Genomic DNA, 25,730 nt, shown 5'->3' with positions numbered 1-25,730 from the left:
GTACCGTCAAACAAGACGTACGTACGGTTTAGGAGGCTGCCATGTGGGATCCGCGCACCTACCTGCGCTACGGCGACGAACGCTCCCGTCCCTTCCACGACCTGCTGGCCCGGGTCGGCGCGGAGCGCCCCCGCGCGGTCGTCGACCTCGGCTGCGGTCCCGGCACGCTCACCGCCACGCTCGCCGACCGCTGGTCCGGCAGCCGGCTGGCCGGCCTGGACTCGTCGCCCGAGATGATCGACCGGGCCGGGTCCCTGGGCGCCCCGGTCGCCTTCGCGGTGGGCGACGTCCGCGACTGGCGGCCGGAGCCGGACGTGGACGTGCTGGTCGCCAACGCGGTGCTCCAGTGGGTGCCCGGCCACCGCGAGCTGCTCACCCGGTGGGCCGCCGACCTGCCGTCGGGCGCGTGGCTGGCGTTCCAGGTGCCGGGCAACTTCGCCGCGCCGTCGCACCGGGCGTTGCGCGAGGTCGCCGGCCGGGACCGGTGGCGCGACCGGCTCGCCGGGCTGCTGCGGGAGGCTCCGGTGGGCGACCCGGTCGACTACGCCACGCTGCTGACCGGCGCGGGCTGCGCGGTGGACGCCTGGGAGACTACCTACGTGCACCTGCTGCCGGCCGACGGCGCGGACCACCCGGTGCTGGCCTGGATGGAGGGCACGGCACTGCGTCCGGTCCGCGCCGCCCTGGCCGCCGCCGACTGGGCCGACTTCCGCACCGAGCTGGGGGTACGCCTCGCCGAGGCGTACCCGGTACGGCAGGGTCAGGTGTACTTCCCGTTCCGCCGGATCTTCGTGGTGGCCCGCACCGGCGCCCGCGCAGAGGAGAACCCGTGACCGACCTGCCCACCTTCATCGCCGGACTGCCCAAGGTGGAGCTGCACGTGCACCACGTCGGCTCCGCCTCGCCCCGGATCGTGGCCGAGCTGGCCGCCCGCCACGAGGGGCGCAGCCCCGTCCCGGCCGACCCGGAGGCGCTCGCCGACTACTTCGCGTTCCGCGACTTCGCCCACTTCATCGAGGTCTACCTGAGCGTGGTGGACCTGATCCGCGACGCCGACGACGTCTGGCTGCTCACCCACGAGGTGGCCCGGGAGCTGGCCCGCCAGCAGGTCCGGTACGCGGAGCTGACCGTCACCCCCTACTCGCACGTGCACCGGGGCATCCCGGCGGAGGCGTTCTGCGAGGCGATCGAGGACGCCCGCAAGCGGGCCGAGGCCGACTTCGGCATCGCGCTGCGCTGGTGCTTCGACATCCCCGGCGAGGCCGGGCTGCCCGCCGCCGAGCAGACCCTGCGGATCGCCCTCGACCAGCGGCCGGACGGGCTGATCAGCTTCGGCCTCGGCGGCCCCGAGATCGGCGTGCCCCGGCCCCAGTTCAAGCCGTACTTCGACCAGGCCCGCGCGGCCGGGCTGCGGTCGGTGCCGCACGCCGGCGAGACCACCGGCCCGGAGACGATCTGGGACGCGCTGCGCGAGCTGGGCGCCGAGCGGATCGGCCACGGCATCTCCGCCGTGCTCGACCCGGCGCTGCTGGCCCACCTCGCCGAGCGGCGGATCCCGCTGGAGGTCTGCCCCACCTCCAACGTGCGGACCCGGGCGGTGGCCAGCCTCGACGAGCACCCGCTGCCGCAGCTGGTCGCCGCCGGCGTGCCGGTCAGCATCAACTCCGACGACCCGCCGATGTTCGGCACCACGCTCAACGACGAGTACGCGGTGGCCGCCCGCCTGCTGAGGCTCGACCCGGACGGGGTCGCCGCGCTGGCCCGCGACGCGGTCGCCGCCGCGTTCCTCGAGCCGGCCGAGCAGGCCCGGATCAACGCCGAGATCGACGCGTACCGGGTGAGCGCGGCGCGCTGAGCGGTCGCGCGGGCGCCGGCCGCCGGGACAGGCGGGGCGGTCGGCGTCGGGCGGCCAGGACCAGCCCGGGTCCGGCCGGCGTCCCGCGCCGGGAGAACCGGCGGACCGTCGGTGCGAGCGCGAGCGCGGTCAGGACGGTCAGCGCGGCGGCGGGTCCGGGTCCGGCCGTCGTGGACCGGCCGGGGCCGTGCGCGAGCACCGGGTCCTGCCAGGCGGCGAGCGTGAGCGCGATGCCGAGGCCGATCACGGCGGCCCAGCGGAGCAGACGGCTGACGGTCGGGGTCATGACGGTCACCTCAACGCCCGGCTCGACGGGAGAGCGGCGCGCGACGGGAGCGAGGTGTGGGGGGACCGGACTCCCGCCGCGCGCACGGATCCGCCGGCCGGAAGGTGTTACGGGGCGTCCCGGCCGACGGAACTGATGGGTTCTGTCCTGATCCTGGCAGTCCGCGGCGGGTTTGTGGCGGTCGTTAAAACACTCCTAAGGAGAACTTGCGCCGGCCCACAGCCACCGGTCAGCGCGGGCGCGGCCAGCGCCGCCCGGCGCGCGGTTCGCGGGCCTCCCGGGCCATCCGGCCGACCAGGCCGAACCGGTTGACCTGCCGGGGCGCCGCGTCCGGATCGGCCAGCAGCATCACCACGCTGGCCCCGCCGAGCCGGGCCCGGTCGATGCTCACCGAACCGTTGGCCTGCAACGCGACCCGCTTGGCGATGTCCAGCCCCAACCCGGTCGAGCCCTGGTCGCTCTCACCCCGGCGCAGCGCCCGGTCCGGGTTGGCGATGCCCGGCCCGGCGTCGTCGATCCGGATCGCCACCCAACCGTCCCGGCGGCTCACCGCCACCTCGAACGCGGTGCCCTGCGGGGTGTAGCGGAACACGTTGCCGATCACCGCGTCCAGCGCGGCGGCCAACTCGGCCCGGGGCACCGGCGCGGGGATGCGCAACTGCGCCCCGACCACCCGGTGCGGACGGTTCTGGTCACCGGCCAGCGCCGACCAGAAGACCATCCGGTCCCGGACCACCTCGCTGACGTCGCAGGACGCCGGCGCCGTCTCCTGGCTGACCGCCTTGCGGGTCGTCTTGATCAGCTGGTCGACCTCGCCCTCCAGCGTCACGATGGCCTGCCGGATCCGCCGGATGCCGCGCCGCCGGTCCAGTTCCGCCTCGCTGAACGTGCCGATGCTGGTGTCGTCCGACTCCAACGCCTCCGCGTCCAGCCGCAACGCGGTCAGCGGCGTCCGCAGCCGGTGCGACAGGTCGGCGACCAGTTCGTGCTCGTCGGCGCGCAGCGCCACCAGCCGCTCCGCCATCCGGTTGAACGCGTGCCCCGCCTCGGCCAGCTCCCGCGGGCCGGTGGGCTCGACGCGTACCCCCAGCTCGCCGTCGCCCACCGCGAGCGCCGCCTTGACCAGGTCGCCGGTGGCGTCCACGGCCCGGGCCGCGACCCGGTCGACCACGACCACCGCCGCGCCGACCAGGGCCAGCGCCACCGCGAGCAGCAGCAGCCACCGGCCGCCGGCGCCCGCGTCGAGCACCTCGTCGGGTATGAAGACCTCCACCACGGCCACCCGGTCACCGAGCACCACCGGGTCCAGCCGCAGCACCCCGCCGTCCACCTCGGACACCACCGAGCGCCGCTGCGCGGCGGCGTCGGTCAGCGCGTCCGGGTCGGCCCGACCGGCCGACTCGTCGGCCCCGATGCCGTGCACGACCGGCCGCAGCGCGGGATCGTCACCGCTGGCCGCCACCGCCCGTTTGACCACCTCGGGATCGGTGCTGACCGCCAGCGCGCCGGTGACCAGCGCGCTCCGGCGGGCCGCGTCGGCCAGCTTCTCCTCGCGCGACTGGTCGGAGAGGCTGATCCCGAGCGGGATGAGGAAGGCGAACGCGACCAGGCTGCACATACCGGCGGTGAGCCAGGCCAGCGCCGGCCTCAGTCCGGCGCCACCAGCCGGAAGCCGACCCCCCGCACGGTGCGCAGGTAACGCGGCTTCGCCGCGGACTCGCCCATTTTGCGGCGGAGCCAGTACAGGTGAACGTCGATGGTCTGGTCCTCGCCGACCGATGGCTGCCGCCATACCTCCTCCAAGAGTTCCCGCCGGGACACTACCCGGCCGGGACGCGCGGCGAGATACGCCAGCAGGTCGAATTCCTTGCGGGTCAGGGCCAGGGACTCCCCGTCCAGCACCGCGCTGCGCTCACCCACGTCCACCCGCAGGCCGCCGACGGTGTGCACGGCCGGTTGCACGGTACGGCTGGCCCGGCCGGCCCGGCGCAGCACGGTGGTGATCCGGGCGTCCAGGTGGGCGCCGGTGAACGGCTTGACCATGTAGTCGTCCGCGCCGGCCCGCAGCAGCCGGACCACCGACTGCTCGTCGTCGCGGGCGGTGGCGATGATGATCGGCACGTCGGTGATGCCGCGCAACATGCGCAGCGCGTCCGATCCGTCCAGGTCCGGCAGGCCCAGGTCGAGCACCACCAGGTCGGGCGTCTCCGCCGCCACCCGGCGCAGGGCGTCCAGCGCCGTGCCGACGGCGTGCACCGCGTGCCCCCGGTCCGTCAGCGACCGCAGCATCGCGCCACGGACGACGTGGTCGTCTTCGACCAGCAGGACGGTTGCCACGTCAGCACCGTACTCGGCGTGGCAAGTCGATCGCGTTGCGGCGGTCCGGGGAACCGGGCAAGCTGGGACGACGATGACGTTCACCCTCTTCCCCGACACCCGCCTGACGCTTGCCCGCGACGCGCTGGCCGGCCTGTCGGTGGGGGACGCGCTCGGCTCCCGGTTCTTCGTCCCCGGCCGGCGCCCGGCCGACCTCGCCGAGGGACGACTGCCCGCGCCGCCGTGGGAGTGGACCGACGACACCGAGATGGCCTGCTCGGTGGTGGCCGAGCTGGCCGCCGCCAGCCGGATCGACCGGGACCGGTTGGCGCTGGCGTTCGCGCAGCGGTGCGAGCCGTACCGGGGCTACGGGCCGGGCGCGGTGACGATCCTGCGGTTGATCCGCACCGGCACTCCGTGGCCGGTGGCCGCCGCGTCGGCGTTCGACGGTCAGGGCTCCTGCGGCAACGGCGCGGCCATGCGGGTCGCCCCGCTCGGCGCCTGGCACGCCGACTCCATTCGACGCGCCGCCGAGCAGGCCCACGCCTGCGCCGAGGTGACCCACGCCCATCCCGAGGGCGTCGCCGGGGCGGTGGCGGTGGCGGTGGCCGCCTCGCTGGCCGCCCGCGCCCGACTCGACGGCGTCCGGCCCGAGCCGGCCCGGCTGCTCAGCGTCGTGGCCGGCGCGCTGGATCCAGCCGGCGAGGTGCACCAGGGCGTACGCCGGGCCGCCGCGCTGCTGGGTCGCCCCGCCGCCGAGGTGGTCGAGGCGCTGGGCAACGGATCGCGGGTCACCGCACAGGACACCGTCCCGTTCACGCTCTGGGTCGCGGCCACTCTGCTGCACGACTACCCGGCCGCGATCCGCGTCTGTGTGGAGGCCGGCGGTGACGTCGACACCACGGCCGCGATCGTCGGCGGAATCGTCGCCGCCCACACCGGCGTCGGCACGCCCGGCGGCGTACCCGAGGGCTGGCTCACCGCCCGCGAGCCCCTGCCCCCCTGGCTCACCGCCCCCACCTGACCCCGCCCCCGGCGAGTTCAAGATCTTGGTACGAGACGGCCACCCTGGGGGCGCCTTCGTCTTAAGATCTCCAGCGTTCCGGCATGGTGGACGGCTGGTTTCGGTTGTGGGGATCGTGTGGTGGTTCGGGACGGCGGTCAGGAGCGCCGGCCCGGGGCGCCTGCGGTGACGGGCTCGCCGGAGGCCGGGGCGTCGGTCGCGGGGTCGGCGTCGCGGTCGGTGGCCGGGGCGGGGGAGTCGGCGGTGTCGGGCGGCAGGGTCAGCGCGCCGCGCCGGCGGCGGCTGAGCAGCCAGCCGATCGCGGCCCCGCCGGCCAGCCCGGCGAGCAGGCCGCCGCCGAGCAGCAGGTCCGGGCTCGGCCCGTCGTCGGTGGCTCCGGCGGTCGGGCCTCCGGCGGTCGCGCCGCCCGGTGCCGCGCCGTCCCGGCCGCCGCCGACGGCGCCGTGGCCCCCGTGCGCCGCGCCGCCCGCACCGGCGTCCCCGCCGTGCGTGACGGCGCCCGACAGCGGCGGCAGCAGCGCGACCGTCGGCGCCGGGTGCGCCCCGCCGGCCGGGTCCGCCCAGCGCACCACCGTGCCGTCGGCGTACGTCTGCACCACGGTGAAGACCAGCCGGTCGGTGGCGGGCATCGGGCCCATGCCGAGCGGCAGCCGGGCCGCCCCGGTGCCGCCGCCGGGGACCCGGAGCCAGGTCACCGCGTGGGTCACCTGGTTGAGTTCGGAGGCGTGGATGCCGGCGACCGGCTGCTCCAGCGTGCGGGTGGTGATCGTCGGCGCCCAGTCCGGCACGGACAGGGGATAGACCTCGCCGATCGGGGCGTCCGCGGGCATGGTCAGCTCGATCTTGGTGGTCCGGGTGCCGGGACGGTCCGCGGGCACCACCACGGACAGCTCGATCGCGTCGCCCTGGTGCACCTCGCCGGGGGAGGTCGTGACGGTCACCCCGGCGGCGGCGCTCGCGGCGCCCGGCCAACCCACCGTCCCGGCGAGCGCGGCGGCCAGCAGCGCCGACGCCCATCGGCCCTGACGGGTCATCCTCATGGTCGTCCCCATCCTTCTCGACTGGGGTCGGTACCGGCTCCGGCCCCACCCGGTAGTTCGGTCGGGAGGACGGAAAGGTTCAACGTCGCGCGCAACTCGTCGTCCGGGCGTGGCGTCGGCGTCGGCCGGGCTCCGGCCGACCGATAGCATCGCAGGGGCCGGTCACCGGCCCACCCGTACCTCGACGACAGGAGTCACCGTGTCCGCACCCCGTACCCCCGTCGTGGCCGACCCCGTCGTCGTCGCCGCCGGGACCACGGCGGCCGACGCGGTGGCCGCGGCCGGCCTGCCCACGACCGGGCCGAAGGCGGTCGTGGTGGTCCGCGACCCGCAGGGCCAGCTGCGCGACCTGGACTGGAAGCCGGCCGAGGAGACGGCGGTCGAGCCGGTCGGGCTGGACACCCCGGACGGGTTGGACGTGCTGCGTCACTCGACCGCGCACGTGCTGGCGCAGGCGGTGCAGGACGTCTTCCCGGAGGCGAAGCTCGGCATCGGCCCGCCGATCGAGAACGGCTTCTACTACGACTTCCAGGTCGGCAAGCCGTTCCAGCCGGAGGACCTGGCCAAGCTCGAGAAGCGCATGCAGGAGATCGTCAAGTCCGGTCAGCGGTTCCGCCGGCGCCGGTTCTCCAGCCTCGACGAGGCTCGCGCCGAGCTGGCCGCCGAGCCGTTCAAGCTGGAGCTGATCGAGGTCAAGGGCGAGGGGCTCGACTCCTCCGAGGTGATGGAGGTGGGCGGCGGCGAGCTGACCATCTACGACAACCTCGCCGCCAACGAGGAGAAGGTCTGCTGGTCGGACCTGTGCCGTGGCCCGCACCTGCCGAACACCCGGCTGATCGGCGCGTTCAAGCTGATGCGCTCGGCCGCCGCGTACTGGCGGGGGTCGGAGAAGAACCCGCAGCTGCAGCGGGTGTACGGCACCGCGTGGCCGACCCGGGACGAGCTGAAGGCGTACCTGAAGCTGTTGGAGGAGGCCGCCCGGCGCGACCACCGCAAGCTCGGTGCGGACCTCGACCTGTTCAGCTTCCCCGACGAGATCGGCTCCGGCCTGGCCGTCTTCCACCCCAAGGGTGGGGTGCTCAAGCGGGTGATGGAGGACTACGTCCGCACCCGCCACATCGAGGAGGGCTTCCAGTACGTCGGGACGCCGCACATCTCCAAGGAAGGTCTCTTCCACACCTCGGGACACCTGCCCTACTACAAGGACACGATGTTCCCGCCGATGGAGATGGAGGGCAGCGACTACTACCTCAAGGCGATGAACTGCCCGATGCACAACCTGATCTACCGGTCGCGCGGGCGCTCCTACCGGCAGCTGCCGATCCGGTTGTTCGAGTTCGGGTCGGTCTACCGGTACGAGAAGTCGGGCGTGATCCACGGTCTGACCCGGGTGCGCGGCTTCACCCAGGACGACTCGCACTCCTACTGCACCCAGGAGCAGGCGCCGGCGGAGATCAAGCACCTGCTCGGGTTCGTGCTGAGCCTGCTGCGTGACTTCGGCATCGACGACTTCTACCTGGAGCTGTCCACCCGGGACGACAGCCGGCCGGACAAGTTCGTCGGCACCGACGAGGATTGGGCCACCGCCACCGCCGTGCTGGAGCAGTGCGCCCTGGAGACCGGGCTGGACCTGGTGCCGGACCCGGGCGGCGCGGCGTTCTACGGCCCGAAGATCTCGGTGCAGGCCAAGGACGCGATCGGCCGGACCTGGCAGATGTCGACCATCCAGTACGACTTCAACCAGCCCAAGGGCTTCGGGCTGGAGTACCAGGCCGCCGACGGCACCCGGCAGCAGCCGGTGATGATCCACTGCGCCAAGTTCGGCTCGATCGAGCGGTTCATCGGCGTGCTCACCGAGCACTACGCGGGCGCGTTCCCGGCCTGGCTCGCCCCGGTGCAGGTGGTCGGCATCCCGATCCGCGACGACCACGGCGACTACCTGGAGGACTTCGCCGCGACGCTGCGCCGGCAGGGGATCCGGGCCGAGGTCGACCTGGGCGACGACCGGATGCAGAAGAAGATCCGCAACGCCCAGCAGCAGAAGATCCCGTTCATGGTCATCGCCGGTGACGACGACGTGGCGGCCGGCACCGTGTCGTTCCGCTACCGGGACGGGTCGCAGCGCAACGGCGTACCGCTGGACGAGGCGGTGGCGCACATCCGCGAGGTCGTCGAGTCGCGCACCAACAGCGGGCCCACCGCCGCCGTCGCCGAGGAGGCGGTCGGATCGTAGGATCGCCGGTGTGACAGGGGCGGAGCGGGACACCGGGTACGGCGGCGACGGCGGTCTGGCGGACGGGCTGGACCGCCTCTGGACGCCGCACCGGATGACCTACATCTCCGGCGAGGACCGGCCCGAGGGCGGATACGAGAAGCCGACCGGCTGCCCGTTCTGCCTGGCGCCCGGCCTGCCGCCGGAGGAGAGCCTGGTGGTCGCCCGGGGCGAGCACGTCTTCGCGGTGCTCAACCTCTATCCGTACAACCCCGGGCACCTGCTGGTCTGCCCCTACCGACACGTGGCCGACTACACCGACCTCGACGCGCCGGAGACGGCCGAGCTGGCCGTGTTCACCAAGGACGCCATGCGGGTGGTCCGGCACGTGTCCAGCGCGCACGGGTTCAACCTGGGCATGAACCAGGGCGGGGTGGCCGGCGCGGGGATCGCCGCGCACCTGCACCAGCATGTGGTGCCGCGCTGGGGCGGCGACGCGAACTTCATGCCGGTGATCGGCCGCACCAAGGTGCTGCCGCAGCTGCTCGCGGACACCCGGGACCTGCTCGCCAAGGCGTGGCCGGCCTGACCGGGGCCCACCCCGACAGTACGATCTTGCGCATGGCCCTGCTGCACCGCGCGGAACTGCGCCCCTCGAAACTGGAGCTGCTCGTCGGCTGGCTGCCCGGCCGGTCCTGGTTCGCCGGCGCGGCCGGCGCCCCGGTGACCCGGGTCGCGGCGTACCGCTTCGACGACCCGGCCGGCGAGGTCGGCATGGAGACGCTGCTCGTGCGGGCCGGCGAGGGCCCGGTGCTGCAGGTGCCGCTGACCTACCGGGGCGCGCCGCTGGCCGGCGCGGAGCGGTTCCTGGTCGGCACCGTGGAACACTCCGTGCTCGGACGTCGCTGGGTGTACGACGCGTGCGGCGACCCGGTCTACCCGCCGGCGCTGGCCGCCGCGGTGCTCGCCGACGCCGGTCAGGCGCAGGAGTACTTCGAGGTTGACGGCGAACGGCAGGTACGCGAGCCGAGCATGACCGTGTCGGGCAGCCGCACCGACCGGACGTGGCCGGCCGGGCCGGCCGACGCGGTGGTCGACGGCGACCCGACCCTGATCCGGGCCGGGGGCGCCGAGCTGGCCCTGGTCCGGCGTCCCGTCCCGGCCGACACCGACGCCGTCGGCGCGCCCGTCGCGGGCCGGCTCACCGGCGCCTGGCCGGGGCAGGACGCCCCGGTGCTGCTGGCCTACGCCGGCTGACGTCCCGGCCGGTTCGCCCGTCTCGGGTCACCGGTCGCATCCCGACCCGTGTCGGTGGCCCCGGCGTCGGGGCGCTTCCCCGGCTCTTGCCTGGCCCGGCTCTTGCCTGGTCCGGCTCTTGCCTGGTCCGGCTCCTGCCCGGTCCGGCTCTTGCCGTGACCGGGCGTGGCGTGGTCCAGCTCTTGCCGTGACCGGGCGTGGCGCGGTCCGGCCTGGCGTGGCCTGGTCCGGCTTGGTCGGCTTGGCCACGGCTCGGTCGGCCTGGCCCGGCGTGATCGGCCTGCCCGCGCGGGCAGGCCTGCCGGCCGGAGCGTGGACCTACCGCCCCAGAGCGATATACCGGAGAGTCATAATTATGACTCTCCGGTATATCGCTCTCCTCGAAAGGCTTTCCCTCTCCCGTTACGCAGGGTGACAGCGGTCGGGCACCCGGGGTGACGAAGCCGCCCACGCGTGCGGGGAAGGTGACAGGATTCGGCGATGGCAGTCAGCACGCGGCCGCTGGGTCGCAGCGGCATCGAGGTCAGCGCACTCGGCATGGGGTGCTGGGCGATCGGCGGCCCGTGGGCCGAGGGCGCCCGGCCGCTGGGCTGGGGCGCGGTCGACGACGACGAGTCGGTGCGGGCCGTCCGCCGCGCCCTCGACCTCGGGGTGACGCTCTTCGACACCGCCGACACCTACGGCGCCGGGCACGGCGAGCGGGTGCTCGGGCGGGCCCTCGCCGGCCGGCGCGACCAGGCGGTGATCGCCACCAAGTGGGGCTACACGTTCGACGAGCGGACCCGGCAGGCCACCGGGGAGAACGCCTCGCCGCAGTACCTGCGCCGGGCGGTGGTCGACTCGCTGCGCCGGCTGGACACCGACCGGATCGACCTCTACCAGCTGCACCTCGGCGACCTGCCGCTGCCCCGCGCCGAGGCACTGGTCGGCACGCTGGACGACCTGGTCGCCGACGGGCTGATCCGGGCGTACGGGTGGAGCACCGACCGGGCCGACCGGGCCGCGGCCTTCGCCCAGGTCGCCCGCGGCGCCGCCGCCGTGCAGCACGCGCTGTCGGTGCTCCGGGACGCCCCGGCCATGCTGGCCGCCTGCGACAAGCACGACCTGGCCAGCCTGGCCCGGGGGCCGCTCGGAATGGGGCTGCTCACCGGCAAGTACACGCCGGAGTCGACGCTGCCCCGCGACGACGTACGCGGGCTCGGGCCGACCTGGCTGGAGTGGTTCCGCAGCGGCCGGCCGGCCCCCGAGTGGCTGCGCCGGGTGGCCCGGGTCCGGGACGCGCTCACCGCCGACGGCCGGACCCTGGCCCAGGGGGCGATCGGGTGGATCTGGGCGCGCAGCGACCGGGCCGTACCGATCCCCGGCGCCCGCACGGTGGCCCAGGTCGAGGAGAACGCGGCCGCGCTGGCCTGGGGCCCGCTCGCGCCGGACCACTTCGCCGAGGTGGAGCGGCAACTGGCGGCGGTACGCTCGGCCGCCCTCCGCGACGCCGACCGCCCCCACTGGCCGATGCCCCCCGTCCCCTCCGCGCGCCCCTGACCAGGCCCCCGCACCCGCCCCCCGGCACCGGCCGCCCCCGCAGCACCGATCACCCGCGCCGACCGCCTTCGTGAGCCGACCGCCGTCGCGAGCCGACCGCCTTCGTGAGCCGACCGCCTTCGTGAGCCGACCGCCTCGCGAGCCGATCGCGCCGCAGCCGATGCGCCCAATCGATGGCGGCCCTGCGCCGAAGCGACTGCGCCGAAGCTGATCGCGCGGAAGTCGATCGCGCCATGTGCCGATCGCGCGTGCGCCAATCGCGCGTGCGCCGGTCGCGCGTGCGCCGGTCGCGCGTGCGCCGGTCGCGCGTGCGCCGATCGCGCGTGCGCCGATCACTCCCGCCTGACGAGATTCGTCTCCAAGTAACCGAGACACCACAGATCTTGGTACGAGAGCGCCCCCATGGGGGCCATTGCGTACCAAGATCTACGCAGTCCCGGCCCACCCCCACCCCGCAGCGCCGATCTTGCACTTGTGGCCCGCGAGTTGTCGAGAATGCCCCCTTTGCCCGGGCCGCAAGTGCAAGATCGCGAACACCCGGGGAGCGAGGACCGGGGGAGGGGGACGAGGGAGGTCAGTGGGTGGAGGACTCCTTGCGGGCCTGGTCGGCCAGGTGGGCGGGCATCGGCTCGTGGCGGGCGAACTCGCGCCGGAACGTGCCGGTGCCGGCGGTCATCGACCGCAGCTCCACCGCGTACCGCAGCAGTTCGGTGGCGGGCACCTCGGCGCGGACCAGGGTGCGGCCCTCGGCGTCCGGGTCGGGCTCGGTGCCGAGCACCCGGCCGCGCCGCCCGGACAGGTCGCCCATCACCGCGCCGACCGAGGAGTCGGCCACCCGGACGGTGATCTCGTCGACCGGTTCCAGCAGCGTCGGCTGACCCTTCTCGGCGGCGTCGCGCAGGGCCAGCGCGCCGGCGGTCTGGAACGCGGCGTCGGAGGAGTCGACGCTGTGCGCCTTGCCGTCGACGAGCGTCACCCGCAGGTCGACCACCGGATGACCGGCCACCAGGCCGCGCTCCATCTGGGCCCGGACGCCCTTCTCCACCGAGGGGATGTAGTTGTGCGGGACCGCGCCGCCGACCACCCGGTCGACGAACTCGAAGCCGGCGCCCCGGGGCAGCGGCTCCACCTCGATGTCGCAGACCGCGTACTGGCCGTGGCCGCCGGACTGCTTGACGTGCCGGCCGTGCCCGCGTGCAGCCGTGGTGAGGGTCTCCCGCAGCGCCACCCGGACCGGTTCGGTCTCCAGCTCGACCCCGCCGCCGCGCAACCGGTCGAGCACCACGTCCGCGTGCGCCTCGCCCATGCACCAGAGCACCAGCTGGTGGGTCTCCGGGTTGCGCTCCAGCCGCAGCGTCGGGTCACCGGCGACGAGCCGGGACAGGTTGCGCGCCAGCGCGTCCTCGTCGGCCCGGCTGCGCGCCACCACCGCCACCGGCAGCAGCGGCTCGGGCATCTCCCAGGGCGCGACCAGCAGCGGCTCGTCCTTGGCGGAGATGGTGTCGCCGGTCTCCGCGCTGCCCGACTTGGTGACCGCGCAGAGGTCACCGGCGACGCAGGCCGGCACCTCACGCAGGGTCGCGCCGAGCGGGCTGTAGACGTGGGCGACCCGCTCGTCGGCGTCGTGGTCCGGGTGGCCCCGCTCGGCCATGCCGTGCCCGGACACGTGGATCACCTGGTCGGGGCGGAGCGTGCCGGAGAAGACCCGGACCAGCGAAACCCGCCCGACGTGGCGGTCGACGGTCGTCTTGACCACCTCGGCGACCAGCGGGCCGTCCGGGTCGCAGGTCAGCGGGGGGCGGGGCGAGCCGTCCACCCCGGTGACCGCCGGCAGGTCGTGCTCCAGCGGCGACGGGAACGCCGTCACCAGACCGTCGAGCAGCGCGTCCAGGCCGACCCCGGTCTCCGCGCAGACCGGCACCACCGGGTAGAAGTGGCCGCGGGCGACCGCGGTCTCCAGGTCGGTGATGAGCACCTGCGGGTCGATCTGCTCGCCCCCGAGGTAGCGGTCCATCAGGGTCTCGTCCTCGCTCTCCGCGATGATCCCCTCGATCAGCTCGTCGCGTGCCTCCTGGATGGCCGGCAGGTGCTCCGGGTCCGGCTCGCGCACCGCCGCCGGCAGCCCGGCGGAGTAGTCGAACACGCGGCGGGTGATCAGGCCCATCAGGCCGGCCACCGACTCGCCGTCGTCGCCGAGCATGGGCAGGTAGAGCGGCAGCACGTTGTCGCCGAAGACCCGCTGGCAGAGCGCGACGGCCTCGTCGAAGTCGGCGCGCGGGTGGTCGAGCCGGGAGACGGCCACCGCGCGCGGCATGTCCACCGCGGCGCACTCCTCCCAGAGCGCGGCGGTGGCGGCGTCCATCCCGTCCACCGCCGAGACCACGAACAGCGCCGCGTCGGCGGCGCGCAGCCCCGCGCGCAGCTCGCCGACGAAGTCGCCGTAGCCCGGCGTGTCCAGGAGGTTGACCTTGACGTCGCGGTGCGTCAGCGGGGCGCAGGCCAGGCTCACCGAGCGTTGCTGGCGCACGGCGGCGGGGTCGTGGTCGCAGACCGTGGTGCCCTCGGTGACCGAGCCGGCCCGGCCGATCGTGCCGCTGGCCGCCAGCAGCGCCTCGACCAGGGTCGTCTTGCCCGCGCCGGAGTGCCCGACGAGCACCACGTTGCGAACCCTGCCGGGTTCGGTCACCACCGGCGCGCCGCCGGTGACACCCTTCTCGTTCTTCTGCGCCATCGCGGCGCACCTCCCTCAACCGGTGGTGGTGGCGACCGCCGCGGGCGACGGGGGAGCGGACCCGGACGGGCGCCGCGGCGATATTTTCCGGTGATCTGCTGCTGGACGGGAACGCGGACCGGTGATCCGGTGAACTGGCTCACCTCCTGGCTCGATCTCACACCCGCGCCGGTGCCGGCACAAGGGTCGTCGGGCGGGTCGTCCGCCCGGCTGTGTCCCCGGCCGCTGCCGGCCGTTATCGTGGGACCGCCATGGCGAAGATCTTCCAAGTGACGGCCCGCGCGGGCATGACCCGCGTCGTGGAGCCGATCGCGCGCGGACTGCTCCGCGCGGGCGTGTCCCCCAACGCGGTCACCGTGACCGGCACCGTCGGCGTGCTCGTCGGCGCGCTCGGCTTCGGCGCGCGCGGCCACCTGGTCGCCGGCGCGCTGATCGTCACGGTCTTCGCCCTCACCGACCTGCTCGACGGCACGATGGCCCGGATGAGCGGCGGCTCGACCCGGTTCGGGGCGTTCCTCGACTCGAGCATGGACCGGGTCGCCGACAGCGCGGTCTTCGGCGCGGTCGCCTACTGGCTGGCCACCGAGCACGACCACTCCGGCGTGGCCGCGGCGCTGATCTGCCTGGCCGCCGGCGGCCTGGTCTCCTACGTGAAGGCCCGGGCCGAGGGGCTCGGCATGACCTGCAACGTCGGGATCGCCGAGCGCACCGAGCGGCTGCTCATCGTCGGCGTCGGCGGCCTGCTCACCGGCGTCGGCGTCCGCCCCGCGCTGGAGATCGCGCTCTGGCTGCTCGCCGCCGTCTCGATCTTCACGGTGGGGCAGCGGATGGCCCACGTGTACCGGCAGGCCCAGCGGGTCGGCGCGGAGTGAACCTCACCGAGGCGGGCTTCGTCGCGGGCTGGCGCCTGATCCGGGCGCTGCCCCGGCCCGTCGCGGCCGCGGCCTTCCGGGCGGGCGCCGACCGCGCCCACCGCAGGGACGGCGGGGGTACGCGTCGACTGCGCGCCAACCTGCGCCGGGTGGTCGGCCCGGAGCTGCCCGAGGCGGAGCTGGACGCGCTGGTCCGCGCCGGCCTGCGCTCGTACGCCCGCTACTGGATGGAGGCCTTCCGGCTGCCGGGCCTGGACCGGGCGGAGATCCTCGCCGGGTTCCGCCTCGACGGCGCCGACAAGCTCGCCGCGGACGTGGCGGCCGGGCGCGGCGCGGTGGTGGCGCTGCCGCACGCCGGCAACTGGGATGCCGCGGGCGCCTGGGTGGCGGCCACCGGCTGGCCGATGACCACCGTGGCCGAGCGGCTTCCGGACGGCGTCTACGAGCGGTTCGTCGGGTTCCGGGAGGGGCTGGGGATGGAGATCCTGCCCAACCGCGGCGGCCCGCGTCCCGCGTTCGACGTGCTGGTGGACCGGCTGCGCGCCGGTTACGTGGTGCCCCTGCTCGCCGACCGGGACCTGTCGGCCCGGGGCGTGGAGGTGGACTTCTTCGGCGGTCGGACCCGGATGCCGGCCGGTCCGGCGCTGCTGGCCATCCGCACCGGCGCCCCGCTCTACGTGGCCTCGATGTGGTACGAACCGGACGCGGCGTGCGCGTCGATCGAGGGCCCGCTGCCGCTGCCGGCCGAGGACAGCGCCCCGCTCGACGAGCGGGTGCGCGTGGTGACCCAGCGGATTGCCGACGGTCTGGCGGCGGGCATCGCCCGGCATCCGGAAGACTGGCACATGCTGCAGCGGATGTGGCTGGACCAGGGTCCGCAGGGCGCGCCCACGTCGGCGCAGCCGCCGGCCACCACCGGGACGGTCTAGAGGGGGCGCAAGTGCGGATCGGCATCGTGTGCCCGTACTCCTTCGACGTCCCGGGCGGGGTGCAGAACCACGTCATGGACCTGGCCGAGGCGCTGCTCGGGCTCGGCCACGAGGTGAGTGTGCTGGCCCCGGCCGACGAGGACGCGCCGTTGCCGCCGTACGTGGTGTCGGCGGGCCGGGCCGTGCCGCTGCCGTACAACGGTTCGGTGGCCCGGATCGCGTTCGGCCCGGTCTCCACCGCCCGGGTGCGCCGTTGGATCACCCGCGGCGACTTCGACGTGCTGCACGTGCACGAGCCGCTCACCCCGAGCCTGTCGATGCTGGCGGTGCTCTGCGCCCGCGGCCCGGTGGTGGCCACCTTCCACACCGCGATGACCCGCTCCCGGGTGCTCTCCGCCGCGCAGGGGGTGCTGCGGATCGTGCTGGAGCGGATCACCGCCCGGATCGCGGTCAGCGCGCTCGCCCGCAAGGTGCAGGTCGAGCACATGGACGGCGGCGCGGTGGAGATCCCCAACGGGGTGGCGGTGGCGAAGTTCGCCGGGGTGGCGCCGCTGCCCGACTGGCCGGGGGAGTGCGGCCCGGGCGCCGGCGGCACGCTGGGGTTCCTGGGCCGGTTCACCGAGCCGCGCAAGGGCTTCCCGATCCTGCGCGACGCGTTCGTCGCGCTCGCGCCGCGCCGCCCCGGGCTGCGCCTGCTGGTGGCCGGCCCGGGCGACGCCGACGAGCTGTACGGGCGGTTCCCGGCCGACCTGCGCGACCGGGTCACGTTCCTCGGCCTGGTCTCCGAGGCGGACAAGGCACGCATGCTGCGCAGCGTGCACCTCTACGTCGCACCGAACACCGGCGGGGAATCCTTCGGGATGATCCTCACCGAGGCGCTCGCCGCCGGCACCACCGTGGTCGCCAGCGACCTGGACGCGTTCCGCAGGGTGCTCGACGGCGGGCGGGCCGGCCGGCTCTTCCCGACCGGCGACGCGGTGGCGCTGGGCGCGGCGCTGACCGAACTGCTCGACGACGACGGCCAGCGGGCCGGGCTGACCGCCGCCGGCGACCAGGTGGTGGCGAATTTCGACTGGCCCGTGGTTGCCCGCCGCGTTCTGGAGGTATACGCAGCCGCGATCGAGGCCACCGACGGCCGGGTCATGGACCAGGAGTGGGCGGGGCTGGGCTGACCGCGGTGGCCGGTGGGGCCGCTGTGACGAGCGCGTCGACCGGTGCCCGCGCCGGCCGGCCGGGATGAGGAGCAGCACTACGATGCCGGGCATGTGGTGGGTGGTGGGCGCGGCCCTGGTGCTCGGGCTGGTCTCGGCGTACCTGATCTGGACCTCCGGCCGGGTGCAGCGGCTGCAGGTCCGGGCGGACTCGGCGGCCCGCGCGCTCGACGCGCACCTGCTGCGCCGCGCGGCCGCCGCCGCGGTGCTGGCCGAGCAGCGGTACGGCGTGGAGCTGTACGCCGCCGCCCGGATCGCGCTGGACGCCGCCCCGGAGGAGCGCGAGGCCGCCGAGAACGACCTCACCCGGCAGTTGCGCGCGGTCCGGCTGGACCCGGACGACGCGGCCTGCGCGGCGGTGATCGCGGCGAGCCGGCGGCTGGCGCTGGCCCGGCAGGTGCACACCGACCTGGTCCGGGACGCCCGGTCGGCCCGGAGCCGTCCGGTGGTGCGGCTGTTCCGGATGGGACGAGGGCGGGAGTGGCCCCGCTACTTCGACATCGACGACCCGACGGTGGTCCCGCGCGCGGACGTCACCACCGGCTGACCGGGCCGGGGCTCGTGACGGCGGCCACAGGGCAGGCCACCGGGGGGCCGATTGGCTGTCGGAGCGGCGTCGTGCCGGTCGTAGCATTCCAGCGCAGCCCCCTCCCCAGCCCGTCGAGGAGCGATGACCCGTGTCTGAATCCACCGCACCGACCACCGACGCCACCGTCGGCACCGCCCGCGTCAAGCGCGGCATGGCCGAGATGCTCAAGGGCGGCGTGATCATGGACGTGGTCACCCCCGAGCAGGCGAAGATCGCCGAGGACGCCGGCGCCGTGGCCGTGATGGCCCTGGAGCGCGTGCCGGCCGACATCCGCGCCCAGGGCGGCGTGTCCCGGATGAGCGACCCGGACATGATCGACGGCATCATCTCGGCCGTCTCCATCCCGGTGATGGCCAAGGCCCGGATCGGCCACTTCGTCGAGGCGCGGATCCTCCAGGCGCTCGGCGTCGACTACGTCGACGAGTCCGAGGTGCTGACCCCGGCCGACTACGCCAACCACATCGACAAGTGGGCGTTCACCGTCCCGTTCGTGTGCGGCGCGACCAACCTGGGCGAGGCGCTGCGCCGGATCACCGAGGGCGCCGCCATGATCCGCTCGAAGGGCGAGGCGGGCACCGGGGACGTCTCCAACGCCACCACCCACATGCGGAAGATCCGGCAGGAGATCCGCCGGCTCCAGACGCTGCCGGCCGACGAGCTGTACGTCGCGGCGAAGGAGCTGCAGGCCCCGTACGAGCTGGTCAAGGAGGTCGCCGAGCGGGGCAAGCTGCCGGTCGTGCTGTTCACCGCCGGCGGCATCGCCACCCCGGCGGACGCGGCCATGATGATGCAGCTCGGCGCCGAGGGCGTGTTCGTCGGTTCGGGCATCTTCAAGTCCGGCAACCCGGCCCAGCGGGCCGCCGCGATCGTCAAGGCGACCACGTTCCACGACGACCCGGACGTGCTGGCCAAGGTGTCGCGCGGTCTGGGCGAGGCGATGGTCGGCATCAACGTCGACGAGATCCCCCAGCCGCACCGCCTCGCCGAGCGCGGGTGGTGAACCGAAGGAAGGGCCCCTTCTTAACGCCTCCGGTAGAGGCGGGGCCCCTTCTTAACATCTCGAAGGGAGCGGTGTGACCGGACCGGTGATCGGCGTGCTCGCGCTTCAGGGCGACGTACGCGAGCACGTCGCGGCGCTGGCCGGCGCGGGCGCCGACGCCCGGGCGGTGCGCCGGCCGGGCGAGCTGGACGCGGTCGACGGCCTGGTGGTGCCCGGCGGTGAGTCGACCACGATCAGCAAGCTGGTGGACATCTTCGAGATGCGCGAGCCGATCGACAAGCGGATCGCCGCCGGCATGCCGGTCTACGGCTCCTGCGCCGGCATGATCATGCTGGCCACCGAGGTGCTGGACGGCCGCCCCGACCAGCGCGGCTTCGCCGGCATCGAGATGACCGTCCGGCGCAACGCGTTCGGCCGCCAGGTCGACTCGTTCGAGGCGCCGGTGACGCTCGCCGGGGTCGACGGCGAGCCGTTCCACGCGGTCTTCATCCGCGCGCCCTGGGTCGAGCGGGTCGGCCCGGGCGTGGAGGTGCTCGGCCGGGTCACCGACGGCCCGGCGGCCGACCGGATCGTCGCGGTCCGTCAGGGGAACCTGCTGGCCACGTCGTTCCACCCGGAGCTGACCGGCGACCTCCGCCTGCACCGTCACTTCGTCGACGTGGTCCGGGCCGCCGCCTGACGGCCGCCGACCACGCCGAGCGCGGCGCCGGCCGTCGTGGCGGTGCGCCCGTGGGTGCCGGCCGGCCGTGGCCTCGGTAGGATTGCCGGGTTCGGCTCCGGCGCGGGCTGCGGACGCGGGCGTGGATCACTAACGGAGGTACTCAGATGTCCGGCCACTCAAAGTGGGCGACCACCAAGCACAAGAAGGCCGTGATCGACGCCAAGCGCGGCAAGATGTTCGCCAAGCTGATCAAGAACGTCGAGGTGGCGGCCCGCACCGGCGGCGGCGACCCGGCCGGCAACCCGACCCTCTACGACGCCATCCAGAAGGCGAAGAAGAACTCGGTCCCGAACGACAACATCGACCGCGCGGTCAAGCGCGGCTCCGGGCTGGAGGCGGGCGGCGCCGACTGGCAGACGATCATGTACGAGGGCTACGGCCCGAGCGGCGTGGCGATGCTGATCGAGTGCCTCACCGACAACCGCAACCGCGCCGCCACCGAGGTGCGCACCGCGCTGACCCGCAACGGCGGCTCGCTCGCCGACGCCGGCTCGGTGTCGTACATGTTCTCCCGCAAGGGCGTGGTGATCGTGCCCAAGGCCGACACCAGCGAGGACGACGTGATGATGGCCGTCCTCGACGCCGGCGCCGAGGAGGTCAACGACCTCGGTGAGGCGTACGAGGTGGTCTCCGAGCCGGGCGACCTGATCGCGGTGCGCTCCGCCCTGCAGGACGCCGGGATCGAGTACGAGTCGGCCGAGTCCTCCCTGATCCCCAGCGTGAACGTGCCGCTGGACGAGGAGGGCGCGCGCAAGATCTTCAAGCTGATCGACGTGCTGGAGGACTGCGACGACGTGCAGAACGTCTACGCCAACTTCGACGTCTCCGACGAGGTGATGGCCGCGGTCGGCTGACCCGGACCGCCACGACGGCCCGACACCCGGACCTCCCGGGCGTCGGGCCGTCGTCCATGGTGGACGTCGCGATGCTCGTCGCGGCCCGTCGTCAGTCGCTCGTCGCGCGCTCGGCGATGGCCGGCAGGGCGCGCGCGAACGAGGCGAGGCTCTTGTACGGCTCGCCGTCCAGCACCCGCGCGGCCAGCCCGAACGGGAAGCCGGTCACGCCCAGCGCGGAGACCGCGGGTGCCCCCGGCGACCTCTCGTGCGCGACCCACTCGACGGCGTAGGCGCGGACGACCACCTCGCCGGTGTAGGCCCCGATCAACCGCCACCACAGGTCCAGGCGCTCCTCGGCCGGCGGACCGTCGGCGATCAGGTCGGCGCACACCCCGTCGAGCGTCGACAGACTCTCGGGCGACCAGTCCAGCCGGTGGCCGAACTGCCGGGACACCAGGTCGACGCACTCGTCGGCGAGGGCGCGCAGGTGGGTCGGGTCCGTACTCATGGTCGGCGATCCTCGCACAGGTCGGACCGGCACCGCCGCCCCGCCGGCCGGTCCCGGGCCGGGCGGGGGCGGCCGCGGTCAGCCGACCGTCTCGCGCTGCCGCCAGGCCGCACGCACCGACGTCCGCCCGTTGGTGCGCAGCAGCGAGCCCTGGTAGATCCGCGCCCCGGCGGCGAGGAAGCCGGCTGCCGCGACCAGCAGCAGCGCCAGCGCCACGAACGGCTCCCAGGTCGCCGCGTCGCCGGTGAACAGCCGCACCGGCATCGCGGTCGGCGCGGACAGCGGCAGGTACGACAGGATCCGCATCGCGGTGGCGTTGTCGTTGAGGAACACCACCGCGAAGAACGGCGCCATCACCGCCAGTTGCACCGGGGTGGACGCGCCGGCGATGTCCTCCTGCCGGTTGACCAGCGCGCCGGCGGCCGCCCACATCGCCGCCAGCAGCAGGAAGCCGAGCAGGAAGAAGGGCACGAACCAGCCGAGCGCGGGGGCGACCAGGGCGAGCAGGTCCCCGCCCCCGGTCAGCCGCAGCCCGGCCACGGCGGCGACCGCGATCAGCGCCACCTGTCCCAGCGCCAGCGCGCCGGCGGCGACGATCTTGCCGGCCAGCAGCGCCCGGACCGGCACGGCGGCGACCAGGATCTCCACGATCCGGGTCTGCTTCTCCTCGGTGACACTCTGCGCGACCTGGATGCCGAAGGTCTGGGACATGATGAAGAAGACGAACGCGAAGGCGAACGGCACCAGGTAGGCGGTGACCGGGTCCACCGCGTCGGGGTCGAGCAGCCGCACCTGCGGGGCCACGCTGAGTGCCTGGACCACGTCGTCCGGGGCCCGCTGGTCGCCGAGCACGGTCGGGCCGGCGACCAGCGCCGCGTCCGCGTCGCCGTCGCGCACCGCCCGCTCGGCGGCCGCGTCGTCGGCGACCACGAGGACGTCCAGGCCGGCCGCGCGCAGCGGGCCGGCGGCCGCGGCGGGCGCCGCCACCGTGGACGGTCCGCCCTGCAGCATCGCCGGCAGCACCGTGGAGGCGATCGCGATGAGCAGGAAGACCAGGGTGCCGTAGAGGAACGTCTTGTCGCGCAGCTTGACCTTGATCTCGCGGGCGGCGACCAGCCGGGTGGCCTGGTAGGTGTTCACTGGTTGACCTCTCGGAAGATCTCGGCGAGGGACGGGGTGACCGGGTGGAAGGCGCGCACCGGGCCGCGGGCCAGCGCCGCGCGCAGCACGGACTGGTCGTCGACGGTGGGTTCCAGGTCGAACACCGCGCGGGCGCCGTCGAGGTCGACCAGCTCCACGCCGGCCTGGTCCCGCAGCCAGCCGGCGTCGCCGTCGACCACCAGTTCGAACCGGGGCAGGGTGTACGCGGCGCGCAGCTCCTCCCGGGGGCCGGCGGCCCGGATGGTGCCGCCCGCGATGATCACCAGGTCGTCGCAGAGCCGTTCCACCACGTCGAGCTGGTGGCTGGAGAAGAGCACGGGCGCCCCGGCGGCGGCCCGTTCCCGCAGCACCGCGACCACCGTGTCGACGGCGAGGGGGTCGAGCCCGGAGAAGGGCTCGTCGAGGATCAGCACCTCCGGGTCGTGCACCAGCGCGGCGGCGATCTGCGCCCGCTGCTGGTTGCCCAGCGACAGCGTCTCCAGCAGGTCGTCGCCGCGCTCGCCGAGGCCGATCCGGTCCAGCAGCGCGTCGGTACGCCGGCGCGCCGCCGGCGCGTCCAGCCCGTACAGGCGGCCGAGGTGGGCCACCTGCTCGCGGGTGGTCATCTTCGGGTAGAGGCCCCGTTCCTCCGGCATGTAGCCGAACCGCCGCCGGGCGTCCCGGGTGAGCCGGTCGCCCCGCCACGTCACCTGCCCGGCGTCGGGGGCGAGCACGCCGAGGATGATCCGCATCGTGGTGGTCTTGCCGGCGCCGTTGCCGCCGACGAACCCGGTCAGCCGGCCGGCGGTCACGTCGAAGGTGACGTCGGAGAGCACCTGACGTCCGTCGAAGCTGCGGTCGACGCCGTCCAGGTGGAGCACGCTGGTCATGCGCCCGACGCTACGGTCGGGCGGGCGCGACGGCGTCCCACCAGGGGTTGATCATCGGGGTCCGCCGCACGGCGGATGCCGTCAGCCGCCGGGCCGCACGATGCCGTGCTCGTACGCGAAGATCACCGCCTGGACCCGGTCCCGTAGTCCCAGCTTGGCCAGCACCCGGCTCACGTGGGTCTTCACGGTCGCCTCGCCGACGTGCAGGACGGCGGCGACCTCCGCGTTGCTGGCGCCCCGCGCCACCAGTGCCAGCACCTCACGCTCCCGGGGGGTCAGTTCCGCCGTCGCGGCGTCGTGCCGAGGGTCGGGCGGCGCGGCACCGGGACGGGCGAAGGTGGAGATCACCCGGCGGGTGAGCGCGGGCGCGATCAGTCCCTCCCCGCGCGCCACCACCCGGACCGCCTCGACCAGATCCTCCGGGGTGCCGTTCTTGAGCAGGAAGCCGCTCGCCCCGGCGCGCAGCGCCGCGAAGAGGTAGTCGTCGCGGTCGAAGGTGGTGAGGATCAGCACGGCCGGGCCGTCGCCGGTGGCATCGTCGGTGATCCGGCGGGTCGCCGCCAGCCCGTCGAGCACCGGCATCTCCACGTCCATCAGCACCACGTCCGGTCGCAGCGCGGCGGCCATCGCCACCGCCCGCTCCCCGTCGGCGGCCTCCCCGACCACCTCGATGTCGTCCTCCACCTCGAGGATGATGCGGAAGCCGCTGCGGACCAGGTGCTGGTCGTCGACGAGCAGGACCCGGACCGGCCCGTCCGGCGCCGGCCCGGTCACGCCGCTCGCCCGGCCGTCTCGGGGGCCAGCGGCAGACGGGCCCGCACCCGGAAGCCGCCACCGGCCCTCGGCCCGGCCTCCAGCTCACCGCCGTGCGCGGTGGCCCGCTCACGCATGCCGATCAGGCCGAGTCCACCCCCGCCGCCGGGCCCTCCGCCGCGCCCGTCGTCGCTCACGTCGACCTCCAGCTCCCGGTCGAGGTAGCGGATCCGCACGTCCAGCGACGTGGCGGACGCGTGCTTGACCACGTTCGTCACCGCCTCCTGCACGATCCGGTACGCCGCCTGGGACACCGAGCGGGGCAGCGGCGTCGGGTCGCCGTACACCCCGAGCCGGGTCCGCAGCCCGGTCTCGCGGGCCCGGTCGACCAGCGCGGCGACCTGCTCGATGCCGGCGGTGTCGGTGGGCCCGGCGCCGGACGTGACGCTCGGGTCCCGCAGCACGCCGAGCATCCGGCGCAGCTCGTCCACCGAGGTGCGGGCCGTCTCCTCGATGGCGGTCAGCGCGGTACGCGCCTTGTCCGGGTCGCGGTCGAACACCCGCCGGCACGCGGCGGCCTGCACGCCCATGACCGACACGTGGTGGGCGACCACGTCGTGCAGCTCCCGGGCGATGCGGACCCGTTCCCCCATCACCGCCCGCTCGCGCGCCTCCTCCTGCGAGCGGCGCAGCTGCTCGGCCTGCTCCCGCAGCTCGTGCCGGCGGCGCGCGGCCACCCAGGCGGTCTGGCCGGAGTAGTAGGCGAAGGCGAAGAACAGGACGTTGTACAGAACGCCGTTGATGACGGCCGCGAGCACCGGCGGCACCGGGCCGGCGGCGCCGTCGAAGGCGCTCGCCGAGAGTTGGTCGGCGCGCAGCGCGAGCGACAGTCCCAGCCAGCCGAACATCGCGCCGATGATGGCGACCCGGACCCGCCCGGCCAGTCGCCGGTCGGTGCCCCAGGCGCCGAGGGTGTAGAGCGCGGCGAAGAGCGCCCCCGACGGGAGCTGGGACAGCGGGACCGCCCGGGCCTGCCCGGCGATGAAGGCGATCGAGATGAACACCGCGACCGCGGTGGGCCACCGTCGGCGCAGGGCCAGCGGCGCGGTCGCCGCCGCCGTCCAGAAGACCTGTTCGGCCAGGCTCGGCGGCGGACCGAGCAGGAACGCCCCGGTGCTGCGGGCGAGGGTCAGCTCGAACAGAGCCAGCACGGTGACTCCGAGGCCGATCCAGAGGTCGGTGCGGAGCTGCTCGGCGGTGGGACCCGGCCGTCGCCAGCCGGTGGTGGTCGCGGTGCTCACCGTACGACCATGCCACCCGCCCCCGCCCGCCCCGACCGCAAGGGCACCCCCGCCACCCGACCCACCCTGATCGACGAGGGAAACCGGGCTGACCGGGGCGCGGGTGGGGGCGTAGCCTGCCTCGGTGCTCGTACCCGATCTGCCGCTGCGCACCGGGCGCCTGGTGCTGCGCGCCTTCACCACGGCCGACCTGGCCGTCGTCCGGGACTACCGGGGCCGCCCGGAGGTCACCCGCTTTCTCTACCAGGAGCCCTACGACGACGAGTCGGTGCGGCCGGCGATCGACCGGATGGTCCGCCGGACCGCGTTGCGGGCGCCGGGCGACGTGCTCCAGTTGGCGGTGACGCTGCCCGACACCGGCGTGGTCGTCGGGGACGTGCTGCTGAACTGGACCAGCGGCGAGCACCGGCAGGGCGAGATCGGCTACGCGGCCCACCCGGACCACACCGGTCGGGGGTACGTCACCGAGGCGGCCCGGGAGCTGCTGCGACTCGGCTTCGACGGGTTGGGCCTGCACCGGATCGTCGGTCGGCTGGACGCCCGCAACACGGCCTCCGCCCGGGTGCTGGAGCGGTTGGGCATGCGGCGCGAGGCGCACCTGCGGGAGAACGAGTTCGTCAAGGGGGAGTGGACCGACGAGGCGGTCTACGCCCTGCTGGCACGGGAGTGGCGCGCGACGGCCTGAAGCCCGGCGTACCCGAGGGCCCGGCGCGCCCGGTG

Annotated in this window: 25 protein-coding genes; 15 read left to right on the top strand and 10 right to left on the bottom strand. The window is 74.5% G+C overall.

The annotated features are described in order from the left end of the window. The first annotated feature begins 41 nt into the window (after positions 1–41). Positions 42–833 carry a trans-aconitate 2-methyltransferase gene (locus COO58_RS14980; protein WP_091578259.1) on the top strand — a complete coding sequence of 264 codons (792 nt, stop codon included), beginning with the start codon at positions 42–44 and terminating at the stop codon, positions 831–833. Next, positions 830–1,855, top strand: a complete 1,026-nt coding sequence (locus COO58_RS14975; protein WP_098745398.1) for an adenosine deaminase — start codon at positions 830–832, stop codon at positions 1,853–1,855. Before COO58_RS14980 ends, COO58_RS14975 begins: the two co-directional genes overlap by 4 nt. Here the strand turns inward: COO58_RS14975 and COO58_RS14970 are convergent. The 3 genes from COO58_RS14970 to COO58_RS14960 all read right to left on the bottom strand — a co-directional run bounded on the left by COO58_RS14970 (position 1,812) and on the right by COO58_RS14960 (position 4,478). Beyond that, on the bottom strand, positions 1,812–2,141 hold the full coding sequence (locus tag COO58_RS14970; protein WP_141561898.1) for a hypothetical protein: 330 nt from the start codon (positions 2,139–2,141) through the stop codon (positions 1,812–1,814). The genes COO58_RS14975 and COO58_RS14970 overlap by 44 nt on opposite strands. Positions 2,142–2,370: 229 nt before the next feature. Beyond that, positions 2,371–3,759, bottom strand: coding sequence for a HAMP domain-containing sensor histidine kinase (locus COO58_RS14965; RefSeq protein ID WP_176558814.1), 1,389 nt, complete (start codon positions 3,757–3,759; stop codon positions 2,371–2,373). A gap of 29 nt (positions 3,760–3,788) precedes the next feature. Beyond that, positions 3,789–4,478: a response regulator transcription factor gene (locus COO58_RS14960; RefSeq protein WP_018784999.1), complete on the bottom strand. Its 690-nt coding sequence runs from the start codon at positions 4,476–4,478 to the stop codon at positions 3,789–3,791. Positions 4,479–4,551: 73 nt separating this feature from the next. Between COO58_RS14960 and COO58_RS14955 the strand changes: the two genes are divergently transcribed. Continuing rightward, positions 4,552–5,481 carry an ADP-ribosylglycohydrolase family protein gene (locus COO58_RS14955; RefSeq protein WP_098745395.1) on the top strand — a complete coding sequence of 310 codons (930 nt, stop codon included), beginning with the start codon at positions 4,552–4,554 and terminating at the stop codon, positions 5,479–5,481. Positions 5,482–5,618: 137 nt separating this feature from the next. On the opposite strand, the gene COO58_RS14950 is transcribed toward COO58_RS14955, so the two are convergent. After that, a complete protein-coding gene (locus COO58_RS14950; protein ID WP_098745394.1) occupies positions 5,619–6,521 on the bottom strand; it encodes a DUF1775 domain-containing protein in 903 nt (300 codons plus the stop codon). 199 nt (positions 6,522–6,720) lie between these two features. Between COO58_RS14950 and thrS the strand changes: the two genes are divergently transcribed. The 4 genes from thrS to COO58_RS14930 all read left to right on the top strand — a co-directional run bounded on the left by thrS (position 6,721) and on the right by COO58_RS14930 (position 11,529). Then, a complete protein-coding gene (gene thrS / locus COO58_RS14945) occupies positions 6,721–8,754 on the top strand; it encodes a threonine--tRNA ligase (RefSeq protein ID WP_091578245.1) in 2,034 nt (677 codons plus the stop codon). Positions 8,755–8,764: 10 nt separating this feature from the next. Further along, positions 8,765–9,322, top strand: a complete 558-nt coding sequence (locus COO58_RS14940) for an HIT domain-containing protein (protein ID WP_091578242.1) — start codon at positions 8,765–8,767, stop codon at positions 9,320–9,322. Between the two features lie 32 nt (positions 9,323–9,354). Further along, the gene (locus tag COO58_RS14935; protein ID WP_098746370.1) at positions 9,355–9,990 is read left to right on the top strand and encodes a hypothetical protein; all 636 of its coding nucleotides are present in this window, start codon (positions 9,355–9,357) and stop codon (positions 9,988–9,990) included. A gap of 480 nt (positions 9,991–10,470) precedes the next feature. After that, positions 10,471–11,529 carry an aldo/keto reductase gene (locus tag COO58_RS14930; RefSeq protein WP_098745393.1) on the top strand — a complete coding sequence of 353 codons (1,059 nt, stop codon included), beginning with the start codon at positions 10,471–10,473 and terminating at the stop codon, positions 11,527–11,529. Between the two features lie 574 nt (positions 11,530–12,103). Here COO58_RS14930 and COO58_RS14925 read toward each other — a convergent pair. Next, positions 12,104–14,260, bottom strand: a complete 2,157-nt coding sequence (locus tag COO58_RS14925) for an elongation factor G-like protein EF-G2 (protein ID WP_098745391.1) — start codon at positions 14,258–14,260, stop codon at positions 12,104–12,106. Positions 14,261–14,511: 251 nt separating this feature from the next. Between COO58_RS14925 and pgsA the strand changes: the two genes are divergently transcribed. The 7 genes from pgsA to COO58_RS14890 all read left to right on the top strand — a co-directional run bounded on the left by pgsA (position 14,512) and on the right by COO58_RS14890 (position 20,436). Beyond that, complete coding sequence (gene pgsA / locus COO58_RS14920; RefSeq protein WP_091578233.1) at positions 14,512–15,132, top strand: phosphatidylinositol phosphate synthase; 621 nt, start codon at positions 14,512–14,514, stop codon at positions 15,130–15,132. Further along, the gene (locus tag COO58_RS14915; RefSeq protein ID WP_091578230.1) at positions 15,129–16,061 is read left to right on the top strand and encodes a phosphatidylinositol mannoside acyltransferase; all 933 of its coding nucleotides are present in this window, start codon (positions 15,129–15,131) and stop codon (positions 16,059–16,061) included. The genes pgsA and COO58_RS14915 overlap by 4 nt, the downstream gene beginning before the upstream one ends. Positions 16,062–16,072: 11 nt before the next feature. Then, entirely contained in the window at positions 16,073–17,233 is a 1,161-nt protein-coding gene (locus COO58_RS14910) for a glycosyltransferase family 4 protein (RefSeq protein ID WP_091578227.1), read from the top strand. Between the two features lie 82 nt (positions 17,234–17,315). Next, positions 17,316–17,819 carry a hypothetical protein gene (locus tag COO58_RS14905; protein ID WP_091578224.1) on the top strand — a complete coding sequence of 168 codons (504 nt, stop codon included), beginning with the start codon at positions 17,316–17,318 and terminating at the stop codon, positions 17,817–17,819. A 130-nt stretch (positions 17,820–17,949) separates the two neighbouring features. Beyond that, positions 17,950–18,861: a pyridoxal 5'-phosphate synthase lyase subunit PdxS gene (gene pdxS / locus COO58_RS14900; protein WP_091578220.1), complete on the top strand. Its 912-nt coding sequence runs from the start codon at positions 17,950–17,952 to the stop codon at positions 18,859–18,861. A 73-nt stretch (positions 18,862–18,934) separates the two neighbouring features. Then, entirely contained in the window at positions 18,935–19,540 is a 606-nt protein-coding gene (pdxT, locus tag COO58_RS14895; protein WP_091578217.1) for a pyridoxal 5'-phosphate synthase glutaminase subunit PdxT, read from the top strand. A gap of 146 nt (positions 19,541–19,686) precedes the next feature. After that, the gene (locus tag COO58_RS14890; RefSeq protein ID WP_098745390.1) at positions 19,687–20,436 is read left to right on the top strand and encodes a YebC/PmpR family DNA-binding transcriptional regulator; all 750 of its coding nucleotides are present in this window, start codon (positions 19,687–19,689) and stop codon (positions 20,434–20,436) included. A 91-nt stretch (positions 20,437–20,527) separates the two neighbouring features. Here COO58_RS14890 and COO58_RS14885 read toward each other — a convergent pair whose 3' ends face one another. The 5 genes from COO58_RS14885 to COO58_RS14865 all read right to left on the bottom strand — a co-directional run bounded on the left by COO58_RS14885 (position 20,528) and on the right by COO58_RS14865 (position 25,010). Then, positions 20,528–20,926, bottom strand: a complete 399-nt coding sequence (locus COO58_RS14885) for a hypothetical protein (RefSeq protein ID WP_098745388.1) — start codon at positions 20,924–20,926, stop codon at positions 20,528–20,530. Positions 20,927–21,004: 78 nt separating this feature from the next. Further along, positions 21,005–22,066, bottom strand: a complete 1,062-nt coding sequence (locus COO58_RS14880) for an ABC transporter permease (protein ID WP_091578210.1) — start codon at positions 22,064–22,066, stop codon at positions 21,005–21,007. After that, positions 22,063–22,956 (bottom strand): ABC transporter ATP-binding protein, encoded by an 894-nt coding sequence (locus tag COO58_RS14875; RefSeq protein ID WP_091578207.1) that lies wholly within the window; start codon positions 22,954–22,956, stop codon positions 22,063–22,065. Before COO58_RS14875 ends, COO58_RS14880 begins: the two co-directional genes overlap by 4 nt. Positions 22,957–23,037: 81 nt before the next feature. Beyond that, positions 23,038–23,730 (bottom strand): response regulator transcription factor, encoded by a 693-nt coding sequence (locus COO58_RS14870; RefSeq protein ID WP_091578205.1) that lies wholly within the window; start codon positions 23,728–23,730, stop codon positions 23,038–23,040. After that, the gene (locus tag COO58_RS14865; RefSeq protein WP_098745387.1) at positions 23,727–25,010 is read right to left on the bottom strand and encodes a sensor histidine kinase; all 1,284 of its coding nucleotides are present in this window, start codon (positions 25,008–25,010) and stop codon (positions 23,727–23,729) included. The genes COO58_RS14870 and COO58_RS14865 overlap by 4 nt, the downstream gene beginning before the upstream one ends. A gap of 124 nt (positions 25,011–25,134) precedes the next feature. Here COO58_RS14865 and COO58_RS14860 point away from each other — a divergent pair, with 124 nt between their 5' ends. Beyond that, on the top strand, positions 25,135–25,695 hold the full coding sequence (locus COO58_RS14860; RefSeq protein ID WP_091578199.1) for a GNAT family N-acetyltransferase: 561 nt from the start codon (positions 25,135–25,137) through the stop codon (positions 25,693–25,695). Positions 25,696–25,730: the final 35 nt, after the last annotated feature.

It is taken from the genome of Micromonospora sp. WMMA1996, assembly GCF_002573675.1.
GTDB classification, from domain to species: Bacteria; Actinomycetota; Actinomycetes; order Mycobacteriales; family Micromonosporaceae; genus Micromonospora; species Micromonospora sediminicola.
This window is presented reverse-complemented; position numbering and strand designations above follow the sequence as displayed.

Excerpts from the sequence above, each read along its gene's own strand:
- COO58_RS14980 (WP_091578259.1), top strand. The coding sequence starts at position 42 with ATGTGGGATCCGCGCACCTACCTGCGCTACGGCGACGAACGCTCCCGT.
- COO58_RS14970 (WP_141561898.1), bottom strand. The coding sequence starts at position 2,141 with ATGACCCCGACCGTCAGCCGTCTGCTCCGCTGGGCCGCCGTGATCGGC.
- COO58_RS14965 (WP_176558814.1), bottom strand. The coding sequence starts at position 3,759 with ATGTGCAGCCTGGTCGCGTTCGCCTTCCTCATCCCGCTCGGGATCAGC.
- COO58_RS14955 (WP_098745395.1), top strand. The coding sequence starts at position 4,552 with ATGACGTTCACCCTCTTCCCCGACACCCGCCTGACGCTTGCCCGCGAC.
- COO58_RS14950 (WP_098745394.1), bottom strand. The coding sequence starts at position 6,521 with ATGAGGATGACCCGTCAGGGCCGATGGGCGTCGGCGCTGCTGGCCGCC.
- COO58_RS14935 (WP_098746370.1), top strand. The coding sequence starts at position 9,355 with ATGGCCCTGCTGCACCGCGCGGAACTGCGCCCCTCGAAACTGGAGCTG.
- COO58_RS14930 (WP_098745393.1), top strand. The coding sequence starts at position 10,471 with ATGGCAGTCAGCACGCGGCCGCTGGGTCGCAGCGGCATCGAGGTCAGC.
- COO58_RS14925 (WP_098745391.1), bottom strand. The coding sequence starts at position 14,260 with ATGGCGCAGAAGAACGAGAAGGGTGTCACCGGCGGCGCGCCGGTGGTG.
- pgsA (WP_091578233.1), top strand. The coding sequence starts at position 14,512 with ATGGCGAAGATCTTCCAAGTGACGGCCCGCGCGGGCATGACCCGCGTC.
- COO58_RS14905 (WP_091578224.1), top strand. The coding sequence starts at position 17,316 with ATGCCGGGCATGTGGTGGGTGGTGGGCGCGGCCCTGGTGCTCGGGCTG.
- COO58_RS14890 (WP_098745390.1), top strand. The coding sequence starts at position 19,687 with ATGTCCGGCCACTCAAAGTGGGCGACCACCAAGCACAAGAAGGCCGTG.
- COO58_RS14885 (WP_098745388.1), bottom strand. The coding sequence starts at position 20,926 with ATGAGTACGGACCCGACCCACCTGCGCGCCCTCGCCGACGAGTGCGTC.
- COO58_RS14875 (WP_091578207.1), bottom strand. The coding sequence starts at position 22,956 with ATGACCAGCGTGCTCCACCTGGACGGCGTCGACCGCAGCTTCGACGGA.